We start from the raw sequence: 22,156 nt of genomic DNA on the forward strand, positions 1-22,156 counted from the left end.
AACCTGCTGGTTAGTGCTGGTCCAGCGCATCCACCAGGGCCGGCAAGCCTTCGGCGGCGGTAGTGCGCAGTGACCAGGTGGTGAGCGGGGTGAGGTCGGTGTCGGCGGGGCTGATCTCGACGATGGGGACGCCACGGGCGGCGGCGATCTGCGGCAGTCCGGCCGCCGGGTAGACCACGCCGCTGGTGCCGACGATGACCACGAGGTCGCAGTCCTGCATGTACTGCTCGGCCTCGGCGAAGTCGCGTTGTGGCAGTGCCTCGCCGAACCAGACGACACCGGGACGCACCGGGTTGCCGCACACGGTGCAGGACGGCGGGGTGAGTCGTTCCACCGGTTCGAGCAGGAGCTCGGGTTCGGGAGCCGGGGCCTCGCAGATGCTGCAGCGGAAGGCGAAGAGGCTGCCGTGCAGGTGGGAGACGTTGGACGATCCGGCGCGTTCGTGCAGGTCATCGATGTTCTGGGTGGTGACGTGGACGCTGACGCCCGCGGCCCCGTCCGCCCCGTCAACCACGTGCTGCCAGTCGGCGATGGCGGTGTGGCCGGGGTTCGGGTCGGCGCTGCGGGCCTTCGCCGCGCGCCACAGGTACCAGGCCCACATGGGTTCGGGATCCCGGGCCCAGGCGTCGATGCTGGCCATGGCCTGCGGGTCGACGTGGCTCCACAGGCCGGTGGTGGCGTCCCGGAAGGTGTCGAGTCCGGAGTCGGCACTCATACCGGCGCCGGTGAAGACTTCGACTCGGCGGGCGTCCCGGACGGCGGTGGCGAGGTCCTGCGGTAGCTCACTCATGGTTCCCAGGGTAGTGACCTGGGGCGGTTCGGGTCAGTTCCCGGTCAGTCCCCGGTCAGTCTTCGAGCGCGGCCTCGAGTCGTCGTTCGTCCTGTGCCCTGGTGTAGTTGGCCGCGCGATTCCCGAACCAGGCGCCGGCGAATCCTCCCAGTACTCCGCCGGTGACCATTCCGGCCGCGGTCCAGAGGTCGCCGTCGTACGCGCGGACCAGGATGCCGGCGAGCATGACACCGATCAGCGGCACTCCCACAATCCATTCCTGCGGCGACAGTCGTGCATACCTGGGCCGTGGGGCGCGGCGCTTCATCCATCGCTGGGAAGCGGCCGTACCCATCAGCATCGGGACCAGCATCACCGCCATGCTGAACCAGGAGTAGTTCCCCGGCAGGATCCAGGCCAGAGCGGCAGCAGTCAGCAGCGAACCGAGGAAGTTGTACTGCATCCCGACACTGGCCGACTGGTGGGCGATCTGCTCCTGGTACTCGTCGTCGACGGAATCCCTCACCCGCTGGACGACAACATCTCCGTAGCTCATGGTCACTGCTCCTGTTCCTGCGCTCGTTCCTGCTCGTCACCGAAGATCTGCTCCACGGTGCGGCCCAGTTCGTGGCAGATCGCCAGTGCGAGGTGGACCGAGGGCGAGTAATTGCCCTTCTCGATGTTCGCGATCGTCTGCCGGGACACACCGACCCGTTCCGCCAGCTCCGCCTGGGAGAGTTCCTCCCAGCGTCGCCAGCGGCGGACCATGTTGGACGCTTCGGCAGCATCCTGCGATGTAACACTCACACGTCAGAATGTACAGTATACTTTACATTGCGTCTAGAGAAGGCGACGGCCACCGTCCAACCACCCCACCGCCGCAGCGCAGAACGCGGCCACACTCGTCGGCGCTCCGGCACCGGCCGGAATCTCCCCCAGCCACGGACTGCCGAGCTTCCCGGCGCGCAGGACGTCCAGCGTGCAGGACGTCGCGAGATCAGGTGGTCCAGGCACCGATCCGCCGATGACCCCGAGACAGCGGATGTCCCGGTGCGCCAGCGCTTCGAGGGTGAGGGCCAGATGGTTGAGGCTCCCCAGACCTGTCGTCGTCACCACGGCCACGGGTGCCTGCAGCGCTTGGGCCAGGTCCGCGATCGTGTAGTCGCCGAGCTGCACCAGCACCCCGCCGGCACCCTCGACGAGCACCAGCCGTCCCGGGCCGTCGAGGTCCCGTACCCGGCGCACGCTCTCCTCCAGACTGGGGAGCGACACCCCGGCGCGTTGTGCCGCAGTCACCGGGGCCAACGGCTCCGGACAGGTGGCGAAACAGTGGGTGTCCGCGATCCCGGTCAGTGCGGTGATCGTCGCCAGGTCCCCCGACCCCGGCGACTCACCGGTCTGCACCGGCTTGACCAACGCGACATCGTGGCCACGGGATTCGCCGCACGCGGCCAGCGCGGCGGTGGCCACTGTCTTGCCGACGTCGGTCCCGGTACCGGTCACCAGGACGATCATGCGAGCACCTCCATCGCCTGGATGATCTGTCCGATCTCACTGTCGCTGCAGGTGAACGGTGGCATCGTGTAAAGCAGCCGTCCGAAGGGACGCAGCCACACCCCCTGGTCGAGCACGGTCCGGGTCGCCACAGACATGTCGACGGGTTCGGCCATCTCCACCACACCGATCGCGCCGAGCACCCGGATGTCCGCCACCGAGTCGTACTGCGCCAGGGGCGTCAGACCGTCCTGCAACAGCGTCTCGATCCGGGCGACACGGGGCCGCCAGTAGTCCGACTCCACCAGATCCAGCGCGGCCAGCGAGACCGCGCAGGCCAGCGGGTTTCCCATGAAGGTGGGGCCGTGCATCAGCGCCCCTCCCCCGTCAGGTGCATCAATCGCCGCGGCCACGCGGGCGGTGGACATCGTCGCGGCGAAACTCATGAAGCCTCCGGTCAGCGCCTTGCCCAGACAGAGGATGTCCGGCACCACCCCGGCGGCAGCGCCGACGAGTGGGTCGCCGGTGCGTCCGAACCCGGTGGCGATCTCGTCGAGGATCAGCAGAGCACCGGTGGCCGAACAGATCTCGCGCAGCCCGCGGATCAGGGCATGGTCGTGGAAGCGCATACCGCCGGCCCCCTGGACCACCGGTTCGACGATGATCGCGGCGATGTCGTGGCTCTCCACGGCCTGCCGCACCTCGTCGAGGTAGACCTCGATGATCTCGGCACTGCTGCCGCGCGGCGGTGGTTCCGGCACGAAGACCTGCGGCCTCAGCACGCCGCCCCACAGCGCGTGCATGCCGTTGTCCGGGTCGCAGACGCCCATCGGCCCCTGGGTGTCGCCGTGGTATCCGCCGCGCCAGGTGAGGAAGCGGTCGCGCTCCGGATGGCCGATCCCCCGCTGATACTGCAGGGCCATCTTCAGGGCGACCTCGACGGCCACGGAGCCGGAATCGGAGTAGAAGACCGAGTCCAGCGGTTCGTCCTGCGCCCCACCTGCCGCACTGACCGCCGCACCAACCTCAGCCTCGCGTCCGGCGAAGGCCACCAGCCGCTCGGCGAGTTCCGCGGCCGGCTGGTGGGTCAGCCCGCCGAACATCACATGGCTCATCGTGTCGATCTGCCGGTGTGCTGCGGCCGTGATCTGCGGGTGGCCGTGGCCATGACAGGCCGCCCACCAGGAGCTCATGCCGTCGATCACGTCCCGACCGTCCGCCAGGTGCAGCGTGGTGCCGGACGTCGCCCTCACCGGCACGCTCGGCTGCGCCGCGCTCCGCGGAGCGTAGGGGTGCCAGACATGGCGTTGGTCAACCTCGGCGATATGGGACGCTTCCCAGTTGAGAATAGTCATGTGGCCACCCTATACACTGTTCAATAGGATGGGGGCATGAGCCCGCAGACCCACGTCGCAGAACATCTTTCCGCCCGCCTCCACCGCTGGCAGGACGCCGGCCTCGGACGCACCCTCGCCGACTTCGCCGGCGGCCAGGACCCCGTCGCCGAGGTCGACGGGGAGTCCAGGCTGCTCTTCTCCTCCAGCAACTACCTCGGCCTCTCCCGCCACCCGGCAGTGGTCGAGGCTGCGGTGGAGGCCACCCGACGGTTCGGCACCGGCTCCGGAGGCTCCCGGCTCACCACCGGATCCACCACCCTGCACCGTGAGCTGGAGGAGGAGCTCGCCGACTGGCTCGGCTACGACGACTGCGTGGTCTTCAACAGCGGGTTCGCCGCGAACCTCGCCGCCCTCACCGTCCTCGCCGATGACACGGTGACCATCTACTCGGACGAGCGCAACCACGCCAGCATCATCGACGGGTGCCGTGCCGCCAAGGCCAACGGTGCCCGGCTGGTGATCTACCCGCACCGCGACCTGGAGACGCTGTCCGGTCTGCTCGTCCAGCGCGAAACCGAACATGGCCTCGTCGTCACCGACGGAGTGTTCTCGATGGACGGCACGGTCGCCCCGGTCGCCGACCTGGTCGATCTGGCGCACCGGCACGGGTGCTCGGTGCTCGTCGACGACGCGCACGGTATCGGCACCCTCGGCGACGGGCGCGGGTGCGCGGCAGGCGGGACAGGCGGGGCAGGCACAGGACGCGCTGACGTGCTCATCGGCACGACCAGCAAGGCACTGGCCTCCGACGGCGGATTCATCTGCGCCAACCACGTCACCTGCGAGTTATTGCGCAATCAGGGCAGGTCATTCATCTACTCCACGGCGTCGTCCGCGCCGACGGTGGCGGCATCGTTGGCGGCGGTGCGGTTGGTGCGCGACGACCCTCGGATCGTCGCGCGGTTGCAGGAGAACGTCCGCCGGCTGGCCGGAAGTCTCGCCGGGAGCCCCGCGACGCCCATCATCCCGGTCCCGGTCGGGGATGAACAGGAGGCGATGGAGGTGGCCGGGCGACTCCGGCGGCGCGGGTTCCACATCCCGGCGATCCGCTACCCCACCGTGCCGCGCGGCCAGGCGATTCTCCGCGTCACGGTGATGGCCACGCACTCGGTCGAGCAGATCGACCAACTGCGGGACGCGCTGGCGGAGTACGGTCTCACATTCGCCGCAGGTCCACGGCCGGACGTCCGAGCATGACCTGCCGGGCCGTGCTGTGGACTTCATCTACCAGCGCCCGGACGGCCACCGGGTCCTCGCCCGCCACGCGCGCGGTGACCCCCGCCGCACCGACCATGGTGGACGACGCCGCGGTGAGAACCTCGGCGTCGTCCCCCGCGCACCGCTGCGCCAACAGTTCCCGGACGGTGGTGAGCAGCGCCGGGACAACGTCCGGGGTCGGCGGTACGACCAGCACGGTGCCCCACACCGGCCACTGCGCCAACTGCATCTCGTTGCGCCCCTGACCTGCCCCGACCACGCACAGGGTGTCGGACAGCAGGGGTCGGCCCGCACGTTCCACGCGGAAGCCCTGGGACAGCAGGTCGAAGCCGTCACGTTCCCCGCGTGCCAGCCGTCCGGTCAGCATCACCTCGGCAGCGAGCAGCGTGCCCCCGGGTTCGACGGCCGCATCGGTGGCCTGCACCAGGCGGGATCCGGCGAAGAGGATGCTCTGCCCGGGCAGGTACTCGCACACCGCGCCGTCGGGCACATACAGGCTCACCCACTGGCTGGCGATGCCGGCGTTCATCCGGTGCACCGGCGTTGCCGCCTGAGTGGTCACTGTCACCCGCGCCCCGGGTTCCAGTCGGACGATCTGGCGGATCCGGTCGTTCTGTGCCAGCCCACCACCGGTGGTACGGGCGTAGAGGAAGGCCTCGCCAGGGTCGGACGGGTCCACGTACAGCGGCCGGGTCAGCTGCATCGGTGCCTTCACGAAGCGCGAGGTCAGGCCGGTGATATCGCGGGCATCAGCGTCCAGCGTCACATCCAGGACGCCGACCTTTCCGGGACGTCCCACCGGCATCACGCCGCTGCTTCCGGACTCACCTGCAGCCCGCCCGTCCACCTCCGCCTGAAGGAACCGCTCGACCTCCCACGGCACCGGCGGGGTCAGCGCCGTCGGGTCGAGGCGGTCCGTCCGAACTGCCGTCACGCCCGGAAGCCCTCCAGCGCCACCCGGAGATCATCGATACCCTTGCCAGCCAGGCAGTCGGTGAGCACGACCGGCTTTCCGTCGCGCACGTCGATGGCATCGGTGTTCATGATGTCTAGATCGCAGCGTACGTACTGAGCGATGTCGGTCTTGTTGATCACCAGGATGTCGGACTCGGTGATCCCCGGACCGCGCTTCTTCGGCATCTTCTGCCCCTCGGCGGTGTCCAGGACGAAGACGAAGACATCCACCAGCGCCGGGGAGAACGTGAGCGTGAGGTTGTCGCCACCGGACTCGAAGAACAGTGTGTCGATCTCCGGGTGCTCGTCGAGCAGGTCCGCGGCGGTCATCAGGTTCATCGTCGGATCGTCGCGCACCGCGGTGTGCGGGCAGGAGCCGGTCTCCACACCGATGACCACGTCCGGGCTGATCACACCCTCGAGTTCCTGGCGGACGTGGATGGCGTCCTCCTGGGTGTAGATGTCGTTGGTGATCACGCCGACGTGGCGTCCGGCATCGACGAACAGTGGGACGAGCGCCTCGATCAGGGCGGTCTTTCCGGAGCCGACGGGACCGCCGATGCCGATGCGCAAGGGCGAACCGGTACCGGTCACCGGATCCGGGGTGGAGGGGTTCGGGGTGGTCATGGGGCTACCTTCTCTCACTTCGGGCTTTTACTTCGGGCTTTCAACTCATGAACAGACGGGCGGGGGCGGTCTCGTGCTGGGCGGAGGCGAGGTCGCTGCCGGGGCTGGCGCGTCCGAGCAACCGCCACTGTCGGGTGTCCAGCAGGTGTTCGGCGGTCCGGACGCAGTCTTCGCTGAGCTCGGCGATCACCGGGTGCGCCGCGGTGATCGCGACCTGGGCACCGATATGGTCGCACTGCCGCAGGCGCAGTGCCGCACCGGCCCAGCCGACGGCCAGCCCTGTGAGTTCGGTGGCCACGGCGGTCACCGCGTCTAGACCGTGGGACGCATGTATCAACCCTGCGGCGATCGCCTGGTTACCGGGAGTCTCCTTCGCCTGCACCACGTCCCGGTAGGCGGCCAACAGTGACGGGATCTCGTGGCCCAGGCGGGTGTCGACATCACCACTGACCGACAACAGCTGGCGTCCCACGCGGGTAGAGGCCCGTCGCAACTCGCCGGTCACCTTGGTCGCCGCGAGTTCATGGTCGGCGGTGATCAGAGTGGACAGGGCCCCTTCCAGCACCGCCACCGCGGTGGCGACCCCGTCCCCCGGCGCGGCGGTGTGCCGCAGATGATCCAGCAGCACTTCGGTGACCTGGTCCGTCCCACGCACCCGACCAGCGGCGACCAGGCCTTCCAGCCCGTGGGACAGGGTGTAGCGTCCCGACGGGTAGGCAGAGTCGGCGTAGGTCAACGCCTGCAGGAACGGGAGCATCAGAACAGGAAGAACTTCTGCGCCAGAGGCAGCGTGGTCGCCGGGTCGATCGTGGCGGGGACACCGTCGACGGTCACCTCGTAGGTGTCCGGGTCCACGGCGATCTCCGCCAGGCGGTCATTACGCACCATGTCCTTCTTGCCGACCGAGCGGGTACCGCACACCGGCAGGACCATCGAGGTCAGGCCCAGGTGTTCCGGCACACCCGCCTCGATCGCCTCAGCCGACATGAACGTCACCCGGGTGGCCTGCAGGGCGGTGCCGTAGTTGGCGAACATGTCGCGGTAGAACACCGGCTGTGGGGTGGCCAGCGAGGCATTCGGGTCACCCATCCGGGCATAGGCGATGCGTCCCTGCCGCAACACCAGGCGGGGCTTCGCCGCGAAGGTCTCTGTCGGCCACAGCACCAGGTCAGCCAGCTTGCCGGGCTCGATCGTCCCGACGTGCTCACCGATGCCCTGGGCGATCGCCGGGTTGATGGTCATCTTCGCCACGTAGCGCAGCACGCGCTCATTGTCGTCGCCGGTGCCCGCATCCTCCGCCAGCTCGCCGAGCTGCTCCCGGCAGTGGTGCGCGGTCTGGAAGGCACGGATCCAGGACTCCCCGACCCGTCCCATCGCCTGGGAGTCGGAGCTGAAGATGCTGATGATGCCGAGGTCGTGCAGCACCGTTTCGGCGGCGATGGTCTCGGCGCGCACACGCGAGTCGGCGAAGGCGACGTCCTCGGGGATGTTGTGCGACAGGTGATGGCAGACCATCACCATGTCCAGCAGTTCCTCCACCGAGTTCACCGTGTACGGCAGCGTGGGATTCGTCGAGGCGGGCAGCACATTCGGCATGCCGGTGACCCGCAGGATGTCCGGGGCGTGGCCGCCACCGGCACCCTCGGAGTGGAAGGTGTGGACGGTGCGTCCGCCGAAAGCCCGGGCGGTCGACTCGAAGAAGCCGCCCTCGTTGAGGGTGTCGGTGTGGATGGCGAGCTGCACGTCGTACTCGTCGCAGACGTCCATGGCGTTACGGATGTTCGCCGGGGTCGCACCCCAGTCCTCGTGGATCTTCAGGCCCGCGGCACCGCCGACGATCTGCTCGGCCAGGGCGTCCGGTAACGCACCGGACCCCTTGCCGAGGAAGCCGGTGTTCACCGGCATGCCCTCGGCGGCGCGCAGCATGAACTGCACGCCGGACGCTCCGGGTGTGCAGGTGGTGCCGAGCGTCCCCTCCGCCGGTCCGGTACCGCCGCCGAAGAAGGTGGTGATGCCGTTCGCCAGGCCGTGTTCGGCCTGCTGCGGGGTGATGTAGTGGATGTGGGAGTCCACGCCACCGGCGGTGAGGATGCGGTGCTCCCCGGCGATGACCTCGGTGCCGGGGCCGATGATCAACTCGGGATCCACGCCGTCCTGGGTGTTCGGGTTACCGGCCTTACCGATCTTCACGATGCGGCCGTCGCGGATGCCGACATCGCCCTTGACCACGCCGGCGACGGCGTCCAGCACGATGACGCCGGTGATCACGGTGTCGAGTGCGCCGGATGCTGCGGTGGCGCCCGGGTCCTGCGCCATGCCGTCGCGAACGGCCTTGCCGCCACCGTAGACGGACTCGTCGCCGTAGGCGCCTGCCAGGTGGTCGTGGGTGATCCGGACGGTGAGGTTCGTGTCCGCCAGGGTGACGGTGTCCCCGGTGGTGGGGCCGTAGATCTCCTGGTAGCGGTGCCGGTCGATGGTGCTCATCAGTTCAGCTCCTCGGTACTGGCCGGGTCGACTTCATCATTGCTGGCGAGAAACTCAGGCAGCTTCACCATTGCGGCGGCCTTCACCGCCGGATCGTCCAACGCCCCCTCGGTGATGCCGCCGAAGCCGTGCAGGACGCGCCGGCCGCCGAAGTCGACGAGCTCCACCTCGCGGGTGTCACCCGGCTCGAAACGCACCGCCAGGCCGGAGGGGATGGACAGGTGCATTCCCCACGCGGCCTCACGGTCGAAGTCGAGGGCCGGGTTGACCTCGAAGAAGTGGTAGTGCGAGCCGACCTGGACCGCGCGGTCACCGGTGTTGGCCACGCGCAGGGTGGTCGTGCGACGTCCCGAGTTGAGCTCGATGGTCGGCTCGGCACCCGGTGCGGTGCCGTAGCCGGCGGCGGATCCGGACATGGTTTCTCCGTGTTCTTCTAGTGGTGGTGACTGTGGCCGTGGGAATGGTTGTGGCTGTGCGAATGCCCCTCGTCGCCGTGGGAATGGGCGAACCCGGTCTCGTGGTCGGCGAGCAGTCCGGCGGCGATACCGTCGTCACCGTGGTCCTTCGCCAGGTGCAGGGCGGTGTGGGACGCCCGCTCGGCGGCGGTGGCCAATGACGATCGGCGGAAAAGGGGTGTCGTCACGTCAACGAGGACAAGATCAGCACGGATGTCGGCGACAGTCGTCGCACCCAGCAGCCGCAGTCGCTCCCGAGCCGAGTCCACCGACGGCCAGGATCCCTCGAAGGCAACCTCCACCAGGAGGTTCTCGGAGAACTGCTGGGCCAGTCGCACCCGGCGCAACAGCTCCGCATCGGCGAACGGATCCACGGTCGCGGCGATGAAGAGGACCGCATCGTGGTCCTCGGCCGCGGCGCGCAGGTGACGGCGCAGTTCGGCGATGGCCCGGGTCGCGTCGATCAACGACGGCCCGAGCACCACGCTGGTCCCCTGACGCTGTGCCCACTGCAGGGCCTGGGCCGCCTGGGCGATTGAGGTGAGGTCGCGGTTCGTCCCGGCGGGGACCACGACCAGCGTGGCGTCCTGCGTCCTGGCCTGCTCGGTAAACGGGGCGAGGTCGCGCGGGCCGGTGACCACGGGCGCGCCGGATGCCTCGGCGAGAGCGTTCGGGGTGGACGCCTCGGCGCCGGCGTACAGGACGGTGATGTGTGAAGAGGCCATGGTCACTGCCCGATCGGGTCGTGGACGCTGACGAGCTTCGTGCCGTCCGGGAACGTCGCCTCGACCTGGATGAGGGTGAGCATGTCACGCACGCCGTCCAGCACGTCCTCCCCGCCGAGCACCTGCGTGCCGATCTCCATCGCCTCGGCGACGGTGCGTCCGTCGCGGGCTGCCTCGATGACCGCATCGCTGATCAGCGCGGTGGCCTCGGGGACGTTGAGCTTCAGGCCCCGGGTCTGGCGCCGGCGGGCGAGTTCGGCCGCGGTGAAGATGAGGAGCTTCTCCTGCTCCCTCGGGGTGAGGTCCACAGCCGGTGTCCTTTCTCGCAGGCGTGAGTCAGTCGTGCTTACCGCATCCACGATAGTTGCCCTTCCCGTGCTGGTGGGGCATGCGGCAGCAGCCTTAACGGGACCGAAACACCGCGGGGGTGGTTGGTCATATCACCTGATATAATGTGACCATGTCGAATACACTCCGGGACCTACGTCAGTCCGCCTCGCTCACCCAGAGCGAGTTGGCGCGTCGTTCCGGGGTCGCACAGCCGAATATCGCGGCGTACGAGTCCGGCCGACGTCAGCCCTCCGAGCAGATGCTCGAACGACTACAGCTGGCGGCTCGACCACTGCCCCACGAAGCCCTTGCCACCCACCGGGATGAGCTGCTGGAACTCGCCCAAAGCTACGGGCTCAGCAATGTCCGGGTGTTCGGTTCCGCCGCCCGGGGCGCAGACCACCCCGGAAGCGACCTCGACCTCCTGGCAACCCTGCCATCGGGGATGGGGCTTCTTGCACTGGCAGGCTTCGTGGAGGATGCCAATGAGCTGCTCGACGTAGACGTCGATATCGTCTCCGACGACGACCTACGCCCTGGGCATCCCATCACCACCACAGCCGTCGACCTGTGAGCCACCGAGCACCGTGAACAGGAGGGACAGGAAGGCACTCAGCGAGATCGTCCGACTGTGCGACCTCGCCGCAGAACTTGTCACACGAGGACACGAGTGGTTCTTCGGCGATCCGGCCAATGTTCCCGGACTCGCAGCAGAGTCCCTCATCGTCAAGATCGGGGAGAACGTTGCACGACTGAGTCCGCCTACGATCGACGCGCACCCCCAGGTGCCGTGGTCCCAGATCAAACGGATGCGTGATCTCCTGGCGCACCATTACGAAGGGACGTCCTACACCCGCGTGTGGAACACGATGACCCGTGACATCCCGCAGGTGCGGATCATGATCACCGCGATCCTCGAGGAGTGACCACCTTCCGTCACACCGCGAGCGCCTGTTTCACCTTCTCGGTTTCCGCACCCATGGTCTCGAGGTCGACCGACGGTCCCGTCTCGCCCCGCAGCACCACCCGGCCGGTCGACATCACCGCATAATTGCGGGAGGCCGACAGCGCGAAATCCATGTGGTGCTCGACCAGCAGGACGCTCACCCCTTCGGCGGCGAGGTCCCGCACCGTCTGCTGGATCTCGGCGACCACCGACGGCTGGATGCCCTCCGTAGGTTCATCCAACACCAGCAGGCGCGGCCGGGTGATCAGGGCACGGGCGATGGACAGCTGCTGACGCTGACCACCGGACAGCAGGCCCGCCTGGCGGTCCAGCATGGGCTCCAGGGCCGGGAACCGGGACAGTGCCTCGTCGATGCGGGCTTTACCGTCCTTCCCCTGCAGATCAGCGACGACCTGAAGGTTCTCCATGGTGCTGAGCTGCTCGAAGGACTTCTGTCCCTGCGGGACATAAGCCATGCCCATCCGCACCCGGTCATGCGGGGCCTTACGGGTGATGTCGGTTCCGTCGAATCTCACCCTGCCACCGGTGGGGTTGATCAGGCCGACGGCGGCGCGCAACAGGGTGGTCTTGCCTGCGCCGTTGTGCCCCAGGACGGCGACGACGCCCTCGTCCCCGGTGCTCAACGACACATCGTGGATCACCGTGGTCCGGCCATAGCCGGCGGTGATGTTCTCGAGTTCAAGCATGGTTACTCCGCTCCAATCGTGGATTCGGGTGCCGTTCCGGCGCTGGCCCCGAGGTAGACCTGCTGAACGGCCGGGTGCGACTGCACTTCGTCGACGCTGCCCTCGACGAGGATCTCGCCGCGGTTGAGCACCGTGACCCGGCTGGCGAAGCGCCGCATGAACTCCATGTCATGCTCCACCAGCAGCACCATCCGGCCCGGCGCGATACGGGTCAGCAGCTCGCCGGTGGCGATGCGTTCGTCCTCGCTCATGCCGGCGACCGGCTCGTCGAGCATCAGGGCGCGAGCGTCCTGCACCAGCAGCATCGCGATCTCCAGCCACTGTTTCTGACCGTGCGACAGGATGCCTGCCCGGCGGTTCTCCAGCGGCCCGAGTCCGGTGAGTTCCAGGGCCTCCTCGATCCGCGGGTCCACGTAACGGCGCACACCGAACAGGGAGCGTCGCTTGCGGTGCAGGCCACAGGCGATGTCGAGGTTCTGCAGCACGCTGAGCTCCTCGAAGACACTCGCGGTCTGGAAGGTCCGTCCGACCCCGAGGCGGGCGATCTTCTGCACCGGGGTGCCCAGGATCTCCCGGCCGTCGAGGGTCACCGAGCCGGTGCCCTGGACCAGTCCGGAGATGGCGTCCACGCAGGTGGTCTTGCCGGCGCCGTTGGGTCCGATGAGGAAGTGCACCTCACCGGGGGCGGTGTGGAAGGACACGTCATCGACGGCAGTGAACTCGCCGAAGCGCACCGTGAGGTTCGTGGCCACCAGGCCGGTCGAGGCGGTGTCAGAACTGTTGTCGGTCATCTGCCTTCTCCTTTGCTGTCACCGTGTCGTCGGACACCTCAGTCTCCTCGGACGCTGCCTTGCGTTTCTTGAACAGCCCCGCCGTCGATGCCAAGCCACCGGGGAGCAGGGTGATGACCAGCACCAGCAGCAGTCCCTGGATGTAGGACCATCCGGAGGGGAAGGACTGCGCCAGGGTGGACTCCATCCAGGCCATGGCCAGCGCGCCCAGCGCGGGGCCGAAGAGGCTGGTGCGTCCGCCGACGGCGACGCCGATGACGAAGACGATGGACGGGACGACCCCGATCTCCGCCGGGGAGATGATGCCGACGATCGGCACGAACAGAGCACCCGCGATACCGGCCATGACCGCGGCGATCATGTAGGCGGCCGCCTTGATCAGCGCCGGGTCGTACCCGAGGAAACGGACGCGCTCCTCGGCGTCACGGGTGGCCACGAGCAGCTCGCCGTAGCGACTGCGCATCAGCCAGTAGGCCACCGCCAGCATCGCCAGCAGGATGACCGCGGCGATGGTGAAGAGCATCTGCTTGTTCACCGGGTCGTTGAGGTTGAAGCCCATGAAGTAGCGGAAGCCGGACAGTCCGTTGGACCCGCCGAGCGTGTCCTGCTGGCCGACCAGCAGCACCACCGTGGCGGCGACGAGTGCCTGGTTGAGGATGGCGAAGTAGGCGCCCTTGATCCGCCGTTTGAAGATCGAGAACCCGAGGGCGAACGCCACCAGTGCAGGCAGGACGATGATGGCGATGATCGTCACCGCCGGGCTGCGGAAGGGCTCCCACCAGGCCGGAACCTGGTGGATGCCCGACAGTGACATGAAGGACGGCACACCGTTGCCGTCGAACTCGGCGTCGGCGAGCTGCATGTGCATCGCCATGATGTAGGCACCGAGTCCGAAGAAGGCACCCTGGCCGAGGGTGAGCATGCCGCCTCGTCCCCACGCGATACCGATGCCGACGGCGACGATGGCGTAGCAGATGAAGCGTCCCAACTGGTTCAGCCCGAAAGGGCTGAGCACCGCAGGAGCGACGGCGAGCAGGGCGATACCCAGGGCGGCCAGGCCGATCCCGACCCATCGGGCCCGCGGGGCGCCGACGACGACGGTCGCACGGCGCAGCTGCGAGCGCGGAGACTTTTCTGATCCACCGGGTGTAATCCCGGAGGCGGCACCGGGTTGCGGTGCGGGGAGTGTCGGGGCACTCATGCGAGGCTCCTCGTCCGGGCCTGGAACAGGCCCTGTGGTCGGAACTGGAGGAAGGCGACGACGACGATCAGCACCACGAACTTCGCGATGCTGGCACTGGTGGAGTACTCCACGAATGCCTGGATGAGCCCCAAGGCAAAGGCTGCGATGACCGCACCCTTGATCTTCCCGATGCCGCCGGCGGCGACGACCAGGAAGGCGTCGACGATGTAGTTCTGGCCGATGGTCGGGCCGGTCGCGCCAATCAGGGTGATGGTCACACCGGCCACTCCGGCAAGGCCGGAACCGATGAAGAAGGCCATCCGGTCGGTCGCGCGGGTGTTGATGCCGTTGGTCTCCGCGAGGTCGCGGTTGAGCACCACGGCCCGGATACGGCGTCCTTCCGGGGTCTTCGTCATGAACAGGCCCAGCAGGACGACCACGGCGAGGACCAGTGCCAGGATGAACAGGCGCGAGGTCGGCACGGTGGTGCCCAGCAAGCTGACGCTGCCGCGGAGGAATTCCGGGGCGCGGACGTCCACCGCCGGTGCACCGAAGATGTCACGGGCAATCTGCTGCAGGATCAGCCCCACACCGAAGGTGGCCAACAATGTGTCCAACGGCCGGTGGTACATGTGCCTGATCAGCACCTGTTCCAGGAGCACACCGAGCAGTCCACCGATGATGAATCCGGCCGGGAGGGAGACCAGCAGGGACAGTCCGGCGTCGCCGAGGATGCTCTGGACGACGTACGCGGTGTACGCGCCGACCATGATGAACTCGCCGTGGGCCATGTTGATCACGCCCATCTGCCCGAATGTCAGCGACAGACCGACCGCCACCAGCAGCAGCACCGAGCCGACGCTCAACCCTGCGACAAGTTGGGAGAGCAGTACGTCCATGGGTCAGCTCTCGTCCTCGGTGTCTTCAGAGTCTTCAGCCTCGTCAGCCTCGACCTGTTCGGTGGCCTCACTGGTGTCGAACCAGTCGTAGGTGTCCAGGAACGGGTCCGGCTCCACAGCCTCGTCCGCCTCCCAGACGGTGTCGATCAGGCCCTCGCCGTTGATGCGTCCGATACGCGGGGTCTTGGTGATGTGCTGATTGTCTCCGTCGACGGTGACGGTGCCTTCCGGCGCGTCGTATGACGTACCGTCCGCGGCGTCACGGACATCGTTGACCTCGAAGGAGTCGGCGGACTCCACCATCTCCTTCCACAGGTAGACGCTGGTGTAGGCGGCCTCCATCGGGTCGGAGGTGACCCGGTCGGCACCGTACCTGTCCTTGAACCGCTGGACGAAGGCCTCGTTCTCCGGGGTGTCCACGGTCTGGTAGTAGTCCCAGGCGGTCAGTTGGCCCTCGACGTTGTTCGCGCCGATGCCCTCGACCTCCTCCTCGGCGATGGACACCGACATGACCGGCATGGTCGCAGCGTCCAACCCGATGCTGTTGTACTGGCGGAAGAAGGCGACGTTGGAGTCACCGTTGAGGGTGTTGAACACCGCGTCCGCCCCGGCACCCTTGATGCGGTTGGCGATGGTGGTGAAGTCGGTGGAGCCCAGCGGGGTGTAGTCCTCGCCGACGATCTCCATGTCGTATTCCTCGGCGTACTGCTTGATGATGAGGTTCGCGGTGCGGGGGAAGACGTAGTCGGAGCCGAGCAGGAAGAGCGACTCCGCGCCCTCCTCCTCCCGCAGGTAGTCCAGTGCGGGGATGATCTGCTGGTTGGTGGTGGCACCGGAGTAGAAGATGTTGTCGGACGCTTCCAGCCCCTCGTACTGCACCGGGTAGAACAGCAACGAGTTGTTGCCCTCGAAGACCGGCAGCATCGCCTTGCGGGACGCCGAGGTCCAGCCGCCGAAGACGGCGGCGACGCATTCCTGCTGGATCAGTCGCTGGGAACGCTCGGCGAAGGTGGCGGGTTCGGACGCACCGTCCTCCTCCTTGATCTCGAGCTCCTTGCCGAGCACACCGCCGTCGTCGTTGATCTCCTCGACCGCCATCTTCAGGGACTCGTTGACGGTGGTCTCGCTGATGGCCATGGTGCCGGACAGCGAGTTGATCAGGCCGATCTTGACCGAGTCGCCCGAGGTGTCGAGGCAGGACTCTGCATCGGCGACGTCATCACCGGCGCGGGATCCGGAGCATGAGGTGACAACCAGGCTCAGTCCGGCGACCGTGGCGACTGCAGCCCGTCGTGACCAGGCGGAACGACCCCTGGTTCGGGCTCCAGTGGACCGGCTGTTGCGGAACAGGGACATATCTTCTCCTCTTGAACGTGTCCTTAAGTACCCGTTCAATCTAGGGAGTCAGAATTACCTGGCTGTGTGGCCGGTGTTTCCGCGCATTTTCCATTATCCCCGGTTTTCTCCCGCGTGATTCACGCATGTTTACAGGGACCCAGTCATGTTTACATCTCATGTCCGGATCTCTTGTGCGGGTCTCACGTGCGGGCCAGCAGGAGATACGTCAGGTACGCCGCGTACAGCAAGACCAGCACGATGCCCTCCTTGCGTGTGATCCTGCGTCCGGTACGGAAGAGCAGCACCACCAGCAGTGACACTGCCGCCATCACGAGCATGTCCACGTACAACACCTCGGCGGGCACTGGGATGGCGTCCGGGGCGACGACGATCGTCAACCCCAGGATGAACACCACGTTGTACACGCTGGACCCGATGAGGTTGCCGACCGCCATGGACGCCTGGCCACGGATGGTGGCCACGACAGAGGTCACCAGTTCCGGGGCGGAGGTACCGACGGCGACCACGGTGAGCCCGACCAGCGTGTCCGAGATGCCGAGAGCGGTGGCGATGTCCACCGCTCCACTGACCAGCAGGTCCGCACCGACGATGACCAGGGCGATCCCACCGGCCAGGTAGGCGATGTCACGGAGGAGTGGCAGCCAGCCGGGACGGTTGGCGGGCTGCGGAGCGTCCTGTGCGCTGTCCGGTGTGTCGACCGTCAGCTGCTGTCCGACCTGGTATCCGTCCTGGTGTCCGACCCGGAACTCCTGCGCCCGCCGTGACATCTCCTGCGCCTTGGTACGGCGGGTGTACCAGAGGATCAGCACGGTGTAGACGATGCCGACGACGATCAGCACGATCCCGGCCGGCCAGCTCAGGGACCCGCCGAGAGACAGGAGGAACAGGAGGGCGGCGACGACGGCGACCATGGGCAGGTCCAGTCGCATCATCTGGCGTCCGGTGAGGATCGGACGCAGTGTGGCACTGATGCCCAGTATCAGCAGGAGGTTCACGATGTTCGTACCGACGATGTTTCCGGTGACCAGTCCAGTATTTCCGCGGAGCGCGGCATCGATGCCGACGGCGAGTTCCGGCAGGCTGCTGCCGATCGCCACCACCGTCACTCCGACGACCATCGGCGAAATGCCCATGCGCTCTGACAGTGCGCTCGCACCCCGGACCAGCAGTTCACCACCGACGACGAGGACGGCGAATCCGAGGAGCAGGAGGAGCCAGCTCATGAAGTTCCTTTTGTGTGGGGGTGAGGCTGCACGTGACCGTGCGTCCCGCCGAGATGGTGGAGCAGCCGGTGGACCCGTTCATCCGACAGTGCATAGCGCATCATGCGTCCGTCCCGTGTCGCCGTAACGATCCCGGCACCGGTCAACAGGCGCAGTGCGGCCGACGCCGTCGCGGTCTTCACCTGCGCACGCTCGGCGAGCTCGGACATGCTGAGTGCGCCGGGGCCTACATAGTGCAGGACGGTGAGCAGTCGTAGCCTCGTGGGGTCGCCGAGGAGGCGGAAGGTCTCTGACCAGTCGTCGGACAGGTCGCACATACGCGCGACGTCGGCCTCGGCGCCTTCACCTGTCGCGGTCATACCTCCGTATTCTAGCGTGAGTCCCTCCGAACGCCATGGACGATCCCCCAGATTTCGTGCAGGTAAAACCTTCATTCAAACGGTTCTTTGAATGTGCGCCCGGGCCGTCGGGGGCCTAACGTGATCCTGCGTGACCCTCGTTGACCGCCGCCGTACCCACCCCGGCGCCCACTCCGACACCCTGGGCCTGACCGCGTCCCGTCGTCGGGCAGTGACCTGGACAGGGATTCTCGCCGTCGTACTGGTGGTCACCCTCGTCCTCAGCGTCGGCGTCGGTTCGGTCAGCGTATCCCCGGTCGACTCCGCCCGCATACTCGCCCACCACCTCTTCGGCAGCACACTGGACCTTTCCGGCGACCTCCCCCGGCACGATGCCGTCATCTGGACCATCCGCGCACCGCGGGTGGTTCTCGGCGCAGCCGTCGGTGCGGGCCTCGCTGTAGCCGGCGTGATCCTGCAGGCCTGCGTCCGCAACATCCTCGCCGACCCCTACGTCCTCGGCGTGAACTCCGGCGCTTCCGTCGGCGCGGCAGCCGCCATCCTCACCGGCATCGGCGCCGGATTCGGCGACTACGCCCTGCAGACCAGCGCATTCCTCGGCGCCATACTCGCCTCGTTCATCGTCTTCGGCGTCGCCGGAGCCGCCGGACGCATCACCGCGACCCGGCTGATCATGGCCGGCGTCGCCGTCGGCTACGCCCTCTCCGCACTCACCAGCTTCATGATCTTCGCCTCCGACTCCGCCGAGAAGAGCCGCTCGGTGATGTTCTGGCTGCTCGGCTCGCTCGGCCTGGCATCCTGGTCCGGTCCACTGCTCGCCGTGGTCGTCACCGTCCTGGCGATCACCGCCGTCCTGCTGGTCATCGCCCCGCGGTTGGACGCCCTGGCCGCCGGCGACGACACCGCCCTCGCCCTGGGTGTGAACCCGGACCGGATGCGGATCCTCCTGCTGGTGCTGTCCTGCCTGCTCGTCGGCACCGTCGTCGCCATGGCCGGGTCCATCGGCTTCGTCGGCCTGGTCGTCCCCCACCTGGCCCGGCGCCTGGTCGGTGGCTCGCACCGGGCGGTACTTCCGGTGTCCGCCCTGCTCGGCGCGGTCCTGCTGTGCTGGGCGGACATCGGTGCGCGCACCCTGCTCGCCCCACAGGAGATCCCGATCGGCATCATCACCGCCATCGTCGGCGCCCCGTTCCTTTTGTTACTGGTCCACCGCATGCACAAGGGAGTCGCCGCATGAGAACACCGCAGACGTCAGCCGTCGGTGCCGTTCTGACCTCCTTGCTCGTCCTGGCGTCGTGCAGCACCGCAGGTACCACGGACACGGCGCAGAGCGCACCGATCACCGTCGACAACTGCGGCGACAGCGTCACCTTCGACACGCCGCCGGAGAACGTGACCGTCCTACGTCCTGCGTCGATCCCCACGCTGAGCGCGCTCGGTGTGCTGGACCGGGTGACAACCCGCGCCGGTCAGTACCCCGCCGAGTACTACGACGACGCCACCAATGAGCAGCTAGACGCCATCCCCTCACTCACCGACAAGACCGATGCCTCCGGTCATCTGCAGATCTCCCGGGAGGAGGTCGTCGCCGCCGGGGCGGACCTGGTGCTCGGCGAGACCGACACCGTCAACCGGCAGACCCTGGCCAGCTCGGATGTCCCGCAGCTGGAGGAACCCGCGCTCTGCGGCGACATCGACAGGCCGGTCACCTGGGACGATATCTGGGACGAGATCGAGCTCTACGGCACCGTCTTCGGACGCGAGGATGCCGCCGCGTCCACCATCGAGGAGCTGCAGGGGCGGCTGGAAGAACTCACCGACACCGCGGGTGCGGGTGGTGTAACCATCGCCGCACTCTTCCCCACCCTCGGCGGCGGCGTGACCTACGCCTACGGCTCACAGTCGATGGCCACCCCGCTGATCGAACGGACCGGCGCGACGAACATCTACGGTGACCAGGATGAACGGGTCTTCGAGGTGACCACCGAGGACGTCGTGGAGCGGAACCCGGATGTGATTCTCGCCCTGTACCCCGGCGGTGAGGAACAGCAGTTCGTGGACGCGGTGAATGACCTGCCCGGCATCGGGACGACGACTGCCGGACGCGAGCAGAACGTCCTGCCGTTGCTGCTGAACTTCGCTGACCCGCCCACTCCCCTGGCCCTCGACGGCCTGGAGATGCTGACCACCTACCTGGAGGGACTGACATGATCACCGCAGAGAATGTGCAGGTCAGTTTCCGTGGCGCGTCGGGCGGGGAGTCCGTCCCCGCCGTCGACGGTGTCTCCCTCACCGTCCCTGACCAGGGCACCGTCGGGCTGGTCGGCCCGAACGGTTCCGGCAAGACGACGCTGCTGCGCGCCCTGTACGGGGCGGTGGGGCTCACCGGCGGGCGCGTCCTGCTGGACGGTGAGGATCTGTCGGACGTCCGACGCCGGGATGTCGCCCGGACGGTTGCGGTGGTCGCCCAGGAACGCGACGTCTCGTCCGCCGGCATGCCGATGACCGTCGCTGAGCTGGCGATGCTCGGCCGGCTGCCGCACCGCGGACGCTTCGGCACCGGCGGTTCCATGGACCAGCTGATCGTCGAGGCATCCCTGGATGCCGTCGGCATGACGGCACTGGCCACCCGCGATCTGTCGGCCCTCTCCGGCGGTGAGCGTCAGCGCGCGTTGATCGCCCGGGCGCTGGTGCAGCAGGCCCGCCATGTGCTGTTGGACGAGCCGACGAACCATCTGGACGTACGCTACCAGCATGAGATCCTCGAGCTGGTCAGTGGGCTGCCTGGTTCTGTGGTGGTGCTGCACGACCTGAATCTCGCGGCACGCTACTGCGATGAGCTGGTGGTGATGGACCATGGGAAGGTCGTGGCGCACGGGTCACCGGATGCGGTGTTGACCCCTGAGATCCTGGAGCCGGTCTACGGCCGCGCCGTCACGCGCGTGGATGTGGACGGGGAGATCACGCTGGTCTTCCCCCGCCGGACCGAGCGGGCGGTCACATCACGAAGAGGATGCACCAGACGGTGAAGGCCACCATCACACCGGCGAAGATCCAGGTGACCACGTCGGCGGAGGTCGTTCCGGGGACCTCGTCGTACACGGACTTGTCACTGGTGGAGTAGGCCTCGTGAGCGTCGTAGGCGTCCTGCAGCTCCCGCTCTGCGTCACTCCGTTCAGCGTTACCCAGCTCGTGATCGGTGGTCGACATGATCTGTCCCTCTCAGCCCTTCTAGATCAGGAAGACGAAACATCCGACGGTGGCGATGATCATCACGGCAATGAAGATCAGCGTGATGACATCCTGGCTGGAGGAGCCGGGGACGTCCTTCTGCAGGTGCGCTCGGATCTCCTCCTCGGTCACCTCGGGCTCGAAAGCGTCCTGTGATCCGGTGTTCTGGGATTCAGCGTTCTTCATGGTCATTACCCGGTCACCAGCCTGGTGAACTCGAAGACCAGAGTGCCGATGAGGATGAGGAAGACGAACGCCATGAACCAGGTGTACTTCCACTTGCCCACGTGGTCGGTCTTCCAGAACCGGCGCACACCGATGACACCGTTGATGCCGGCCGCCACGCACAGTCCGATGCTCACCGGGGTCGCGACAGCACCGGCGACACTGATGATCGGGATGAGGATCGGGATCACCAGGTAGGTGATGGTGCACCGGATCGCGGAGAAGACGATCGCCCAACGGAAAGCGCGGTGCGCTTTCTTCACGCCCTCGATGTCGATCGGGTCGACCTGCTTGATGCGCAGCAGGCGCAGCATGAAACGGTCGGCTGCGCTCACGTCCTGCCCGCGCTGGATCTGCGCGGCGCGCGCGTCGGAGTCACCGACGGCCTCGACATCAGCGCCAGCAGCCGGGGCGACGTGGCTGAGTGTGGTCATGGAACCAGGCTAGCACTGGCCGCGGCCCGTGTCATAACCGTGTGACCGGTGAGAATGGGGACCGATGCCTTCATGTCGGGCCGGTCGGTCACCTACACTTCCTGATGTCCAGATCCAGGAGTTCCTGGCGGCAGAGTAGGTCAGCTCTGCGACGTCACCAGTACCCCCATGGACAACCAACAGGTCGACGTCGGGGTCTGCCCGATGCGTTCCCCGCCTCCGTCGTCCCGAGCGCTTGTGCACACTCCTGGGCTTGAGCCACCAGCGGGTTGCCCAGATCATGGCCGAGAATCAGGCCGTATCCACCTGGGTCAGGTCGGCACCCCACGCCCCCTGCGGTGCAGAT

The 22,156-nt window shown here is 67.3% G+C and carries 28 protein-coding genes; 6 read left to right on the plus strand and 22 right to left on the minus strand.

The window, feature by feature from the left end:
* Nucleotides 1-10: 10 nt before the first annotated feature.
* From ACTXPP_RS03335 to ACTXPP_RS03355, 5 genes are all read right to left on the minus strand, one after another.
* Nucleotides 11-790, minus strand: a complete 780-nt coding sequence (locus tag ACTXPP_RS03335) for an NAD-dependent deacylase (RefSeq protein WP_301520659.1) — start codon at nucleotides 788-790, stop codon at nucleotides 11-13.
* Nucleotides 791-845: 55 nt separating this feature from the next.
* Entirely contained in the window at nucleotides 846-1,325 is a 480-nt protein-coding gene (locus tag ACTXPP_RS03340) for a hypothetical protein (protein WP_301498070.1), read from the minus strand.
* A 2-nt stretch (nucleotides 1,326-1,327) separates the two neighbouring features.
* Nucleotides 1,328-1,537, minus strand: coding sequence for a helix-turn-helix transcriptional regulator (locus ACTXPP_RS03345; protein WP_301498080.1), 210 nt, complete (start codon nucleotides 1,535-1,537; stop codon nucleotides 1,328-1,330).
* A gap of 72 nt (nucleotides 1,538-1,609) precedes the next feature.
* Complete coding sequence (gene bioD, locus ACTXPP_RS03350; protein WP_441583302.1) at nucleotides 1,610-2,284, minus strand: dethiobiotin synthase; 675 nt, start codon at nucleotides 2,282-2,284, stop codon at nucleotides 1,610-1,612.
* Complete coding sequence (locus ACTXPP_RS03355) at nucleotides 2,281-3,618, minus strand: adenosylmethionine--8-amino-7-oxononanoate transaminase (protein WP_301498074.1); 1,338 nt, start codon at nucleotides 3,616-3,618, stop codon at nucleotides 2,281-2,283. The genes bioD and ACTXPP_RS03355 overlap by 4 nt, the downstream gene beginning before the upstream one ends.
* A gap of 36 nt (nucleotides 3,619-3,654) precedes the next feature.
* Between ACTXPP_RS03355 and ACTXPP_RS03360 the strand changes: the two genes are divergently transcribed.
* The gene (locus ACTXPP_RS03360) at nucleotides 3,655-4,857 is read left to right on the plus strand and encodes an aminotransferase class I/II-fold pyridoxal phosphate-dependent enzyme (RefSeq protein WP_443340901.1); all 1,203 of its coding nucleotides are present in this window, start codon (nucleotides 3,655-3,657) and stop codon (nucleotides 4,855-4,857) included.
* Here ACTXPP_RS03360 and ACTXPP_RS03365 read toward each other — a convergent pair.
* From ACTXPP_RS03365 to ACTXPP_RS03395, 7 genes are read right to left on the minus strand one after another with little or no spacing between them, the layout of a single operon-like run.
* Nucleotides 4,817-5,812, minus strand: coding sequence for an urease accessory protein UreD (locus ACTXPP_RS03365; RefSeq protein ID WP_443340902.1), 996 nt, complete (start codon nucleotides 5,810-5,812; stop codon nucleotides 4,817-4,819). The genes ACTXPP_RS03360 and ACTXPP_RS03365 overlap by 41 nt on opposite strands.
* Nucleotides 5,809-6,459 carry an urease accessory protein UreG gene (gene ureG / locus ACTXPP_RS03370; RefSeq protein ID WP_443340904.1) on the minus strand — a complete coding sequence of 217 codons (651 nt, stop codon included), beginning with the start codon at nucleotides 6,457-6,459 and terminating at the stop codon, nucleotides 5,809-5,811. Before ureG ends, ACTXPP_RS03365 begins: the two co-directional genes overlap by 4 nt.
* A gap of 40 nt (nucleotides 6,460-6,499) precedes the next feature.
* Nucleotides 6,500-7,216, minus strand: a complete 717-nt coding sequence (locus ACTXPP_RS03375; RefSeq protein ID WP_301524672.1) for an urease accessory protein UreF — start codon at nucleotides 7,214-7,216, stop codon at nucleotides 6,500-6,502.
* On the minus strand, nucleotides 7,216-8,943 hold the full coding sequence (gene ureC, locus ACTXPP_RS03380) for an urease subunit alpha (protein ID WP_301495264.1): 1,728 nt from the start codon (nucleotides 8,941-8,943) through the stop codon (nucleotides 7,216-7,218). The genes ACTXPP_RS03375 and ureC overlap by 1 nt, the downstream gene beginning before the upstream one ends.
* Nucleotides 8,943-9,359, minus strand: coding sequence for an urease subunit beta (locus ACTXPP_RS03385; RefSeq protein WP_301495262.1), 417 nt, complete (start codon nucleotides 9,357-9,359; stop codon nucleotides 8,943-8,945). Before ACTXPP_RS03385 ends, ureC begins: the two co-directional genes overlap by 1 nt.
* Before the next feature lie 17 nt (nucleotides 9,360-9,376).
* Complete coding sequence (locus ACTXPP_RS03390; RefSeq protein ID WP_301520452.1) at nucleotides 9,377-10,123, minus strand: sirohydrochlorin chelatase family protein; 747 nt, start codon at nucleotides 10,121-10,123, stop codon at nucleotides 9,377-9,379.
* Between the two features lie 2 nt (nucleotides 10,124-10,125).
* Nucleotides 10,126-10,431 carry an urease subunit gamma gene (locus ACTXPP_RS03395; protein WP_301495258.1) on the minus strand — a complete coding sequence of 102 codons (306 nt, stop codon included), beginning with the start codon at nucleotides 10,429-10,431 and terminating at the stop codon, nucleotides 10,126-10,128.
* Nucleotides 10,432-10,583: 152 nt separating this feature from the next.
* Between ACTXPP_RS03395 and ACTXPP_RS03400 the strand changes: the two genes are divergently transcribed.
* Nucleotides 10,584-11,027, plus strand: coding sequence for a helix-turn-helix domain-containing protein (locus tag ACTXPP_RS03400; protein ID WP_301495256.1), 444 nt, complete (start codon nucleotides 10,584-10,586; stop codon nucleotides 11,025-11,027).
* 13 nt (nucleotides 11,028-11,040) lie between these two features.
* Complete coding sequence (locus ACTXPP_RS03405; RefSeq protein WP_301495254.1) at nucleotides 11,041-11,379, plus strand: HepT-like ribonuclease domain-containing protein; 339 nt, start codon at nucleotides 11,041-11,043, stop codon at nucleotides 11,377-11,379.
* Between the two features lie 10 nt (nucleotides 11,380-11,389).
* Here ACTXPP_RS03405 and ACTXPP_RS03410 read toward each other — a convergent pair whose 3' ends face one another.
* From ACTXPP_RS03410 to ACTXPP_RS03440, 7 genes are all read right to left on the minus strand, one after another.
* A complete protein-coding gene (locus ACTXPP_RS03410; protein WP_301495252.1) occupies nucleotides 11,390-12,106 on the minus strand; it encodes an ATP-binding cassette domain-containing protein in 717 nt (238 codons plus the stop codon).
* Between the two features lie 2 nt (nucleotides 12,107-12,108).
* A complete protein-coding gene (locus tag ACTXPP_RS03415) occupies nucleotides 12,109-12,897 on the minus strand; it encodes an ABC transporter ATP-binding protein (RefSeq protein WP_301495250.1) in 789 nt (262 codons plus the stop codon).
* Entirely contained in the window at nucleotides 12,878-14,098 is a 1,221-nt protein-coding gene (gene urtC, locus ACTXPP_RS03420) for an urea ABC transporter permease subunit UrtC (protein WP_441583300.1), read from the minus strand. The genes ACTXPP_RS03415 and urtC overlap by 20 nt, the downstream gene beginning before the upstream one ends.
* Complete coding sequence (urtB, locus tag ACTXPP_RS03425; RefSeq protein WP_441583299.1) at nucleotides 14,095-14,979, minus strand: urea ABC transporter permease subunit UrtB; 885 nt, start codon at nucleotides 14,977-14,979, stop codon at nucleotides 14,095-14,097. Before urtB ends, urtC begins: the two co-directional genes overlap by 4 nt.
* A 3-nt stretch (nucleotides 14,980-14,982) precedes the next feature.
* Entirely contained in the window at nucleotides 14,983-16,335 is a 1,353-nt protein-coding gene (urtA, locus tag ACTXPP_RS03430; RefSeq protein WP_301495244.1) for an urea ABC transporter substrate-binding protein, read from the minus strand.
* A gap of 182 nt (nucleotides 16,336-16,517) precedes the next feature.
* Nucleotides 16,518-17,561 (minus strand): calcium/sodium antiporter, encoded by a 1,044-nt coding sequence (locus ACTXPP_RS03435; protein ID WP_301495242.1) that lies wholly within the window; start codon nucleotides 17,559-17,561, stop codon nucleotides 16,518-16,520.
* Nucleotides 17,558-17,920 (minus strand): ArsR/SmtB family transcription factor, encoded by a 363-nt coding sequence (locus tag ACTXPP_RS03440; RefSeq protein ID WP_441583298.1) that lies wholly within the window; start codon nucleotides 17,918-17,920, stop codon nucleotides 17,558-17,560. Before ACTXPP_RS03440 ends, ACTXPP_RS03435 begins: the two co-directional genes overlap by 4 nt.
* A 130-nt stretch (nucleotides 17,921-18,050) precedes the next feature.
* Between ACTXPP_RS03440 and ACTXPP_RS03445 the strand changes: the two genes are divergently transcribed.
* The 3 genes from ACTXPP_RS03445 to ACTXPP_RS03455 are packed head-to-tail and all read left to right on the plus strand — an operon-like array spanning nucleotide 18,051 to nucleotide 20,949.
* Complete coding sequence (locus ACTXPP_RS03445) at nucleotides 18,051-19,157, plus strand: FecCD family ABC transporter permease (RefSeq protein ID WP_301495239.1); 1,107 nt, start codon at nucleotides 18,051-18,053, stop codon at nucleotides 19,155-19,157.
* Nucleotides 19,154-20,131: an ABC transporter substrate-binding protein gene (locus ACTXPP_RS03450; protein ID WP_441583297.1), complete on the plus strand. Its 978-nt coding sequence runs from the start codon at nucleotides 19,154-19,156 to the stop codon at nucleotides 20,129-20,131. The genes ACTXPP_RS03445 and ACTXPP_RS03450 overlap by 4 nt, the downstream gene beginning before the upstream one ends.
* Nucleotides 20,128-20,949, plus strand: coding sequence for an ABC transporter ATP-binding protein (locus tag ACTXPP_RS03455; RefSeq protein WP_441583296.1), 822 nt, complete (start codon nucleotides 20,128-20,130; stop codon nucleotides 20,947-20,949). The genes ACTXPP_RS03450 and ACTXPP_RS03455 overlap by 4 nt, the downstream gene beginning before the upstream one ends.
* On the opposite strand, the gene ACTXPP_RS03460 is transcribed toward ACTXPP_RS03455, so the two are convergent.
* The 3 genes from ACTXPP_RS03460 to ACTXPP_RS03470 are packed head-to-tail and all read right to left on the minus strand — an operon-like array spanning nucleotide 20,918 to nucleotide 21,810.
* Nucleotides 20,918-21,130, minus strand: coding sequence for a hypothetical protein (locus ACTXPP_RS03460; protein ID WP_301495233.1), 213 nt, complete (start codon nucleotides 21,128-21,130; stop codon nucleotides 20,918-20,920). The genes ACTXPP_RS03455 and ACTXPP_RS03460 overlap by 32 nt on opposite strands.
* A 21-nt stretch (nucleotides 21,131-21,151) precedes the next feature.
* Complete coding sequence (locus ACTXPP_RS03465; protein WP_301495231.1) at nucleotides 21,152-21,343, minus strand: hypothetical protein; 192 nt, start codon at nucleotides 21,341-21,343, stop codon at nucleotides 21,152-21,154.
* On the minus strand, nucleotides 21,343-21,810 hold the full coding sequence (locus ACTXPP_RS03470) for a hypothetical protein (RefSeq protein ID WP_301495229.1): 468 nt from the start codon (nucleotides 21,808-21,810) through the stop codon (nucleotides 21,343-21,345). Before ACTXPP_RS03470 ends, ACTXPP_RS03465 begins: the two co-directional genes overlap by 1 nt.
* Between the last annotated feature and the right edge of the window lie 346 nt (nucleotides 21,811-22,156).

Origin of the sequence: Candidatus Corynebacterium faecigallinarum, from assembly GCF_052264515.1 — a bacterium.
Classification (GTDB): Bacteria; Actinomycetota; Actinomycetes; order Mycobacteriales; family Mycobacteriaceae; genus Corynebacterium; species Corynebacterium faecigallinarum.

Bases quoted from the DNA above. Each gene is read 5' to 3' on its own strand.
- ACTXPP_RS03465 (WP_301495231.1), bottom strand. From the start codon at position 21,343: ATGACCATGAAGAACGCTGAATCCCAGAACACCGGATCACAGGACGCT.
- ACTXPP_RS03390 (WP_301520452.1), bottom strand. From the start codon at position 10,123: ATGGCCTCTTCACACATCACCGTCCTGTACGCCGGCGCCGAGGCGTCC.
- ACTXPP_RS03435 (WP_301495242.1), bottom strand. From the start codon at position 17,561: ATGAGCTGGCTCCTCCTGCTCCTCGGATTCGCCGTCCTCGTCGTCGGT.
- urtB (WP_441583299.1), bottom strand. From the start codon at position 14,979: ATGGACGTACTGCTCTCCCAACTTGTCGCAGGGTTGAGCGTCGGCTCG.
- ureG (WP_443340904.1), bottom strand. From the start codon at position 6,459: ATGACCACCCCGAACCCCTCCACCCCGGATCCGGTGACCGGTACCGGT.
- ACTXPP_RS03375 (WP_301524672.1), bottom strand. From the start codon at position 7,216: ATGCTCCCGTTCCTGCAGGCGTTGACCTACGCCGACTCTGCCTACCCG.
- ACTXPP_RS03355 (WP_301498074.1), bottom strand. From the start codon at position 3,618: ATGACTATTCTCAACTGGGAAGCGTCCCATATCGCCGAGGTTGACCAA.
- urtA (WP_301495244.1), bottom strand. From the start codon at position 16,335: ATGTCCCTGTTCCGCAACAGCCGGTCCACTGGAGCCCGAACCAGGGGT.
- ACTXPP_RS03345 (WP_301498080.1), bottom strand. From the start codon at position 1,537: ATGGTCCGCCGCTGGCGACGCTGGGAGGAACTCTCCCAGGCGGAGCTG.
- bioD (WP_441583302.1), bottom strand. From the start codon at position 2,284: ATGATCGTCCTGGTGACCGGTACCGGGACCGACGTCGGCAAGACAGTG.
- ACTXPP_RS03410 (WP_301495252.1), bottom strand. From the start codon at position 12,106: ATGCTTGAACTCGAGAACATCACCGCCGGCTATGGCCGGACCACGGTG.
- ACTXPP_RS03440 (WP_441583298.1), bottom strand. From the start codon at position 17,920: ATGACCGCGACAGGTGAAGGCGCCGAGGCCGACGTCGCGCGTATGTGC.
- ACTXPP_RS03400 (WP_301495256.1), top strand. From the start codon at position 10,584: ATGTCGAATACACTCCGGGACCTACGTCAGTCCGCCTCGCTCACCCAG.
- ACTXPP_RS03335 (WP_301520659.1), bottom strand. From the start codon at position 790: ATGAGTGAGCTACCGCAGGACCTCGCCACCGCCGTCCGGGACGCCCGC.
- ACTXPP_RS03385 (WP_301495262.1), bottom strand. From the start codon at position 9,359: ATGTCCGGATCCGCCGCCGGCTACGGCACCGCACCGGGTGCCGAGCCG.
- ACTXPP_RS03460 (WP_301495233.1), bottom strand. From the start codon at position 21,130: ATGTCGACCACCGATCACGAGCTGGGTAACGCTGAACGGAGTGACGCA.
- urtC (WP_441583300.1), bottom strand. From the start codon at position 14,098: ATGAGTGCCCCGACACTCCCCGCACCGCAACCCGGTGCCGCCTCCGGG.
- ACTXPP_RS03450 (WP_441583297.1), top strand. From the start codon at position 19,154: ATGAGAACACCGCAGACGTCAGCCGTCGGTGCCGTTCTGACCTCCTTG.
- ACTXPP_RS03340 (WP_301498070.1), bottom strand. From the start codon at position 1,325: ATGAGCTACGGAGATGTTGTCGTCCAGCGGGTGAGGGATTCCGTCGAC.
- ACTXPP_RS03470 (WP_301495229.1), bottom strand. From the start codon at position 21,810: ATGACCACACTCAGCCACGTCGCCCCGGCTGCTGGCGCTGATGTCGAG.
- ACTXPP_RS03455 (WP_441583296.1), top strand. From the start codon at position 20,128: ATGATCACCGCAGAGAATGTGCAGGTCAGTTTCCGTGGCGCGTCGGGC.
- ureC (WP_301495264.1), bottom strand. From the start codon at position 8,943: ATGAGCACCATCGACCGGCACCGCTACCAGGAGATCTACGGCCCCACC.
- ACTXPP_RS03360 (WP_443340901.1), top strand. From the start codon at position 3,655: ATGAGCCCGCAGACCCACGTCGCAGAACATCTTTCCGCCCGCCTCCAC.
- ACTXPP_RS03415 (WP_301495250.1), bottom strand. From the start codon at position 12,897: ATGACCGACAACAGTTCTGACACCGCCTCGACCGGCCTGGTGGCCACG.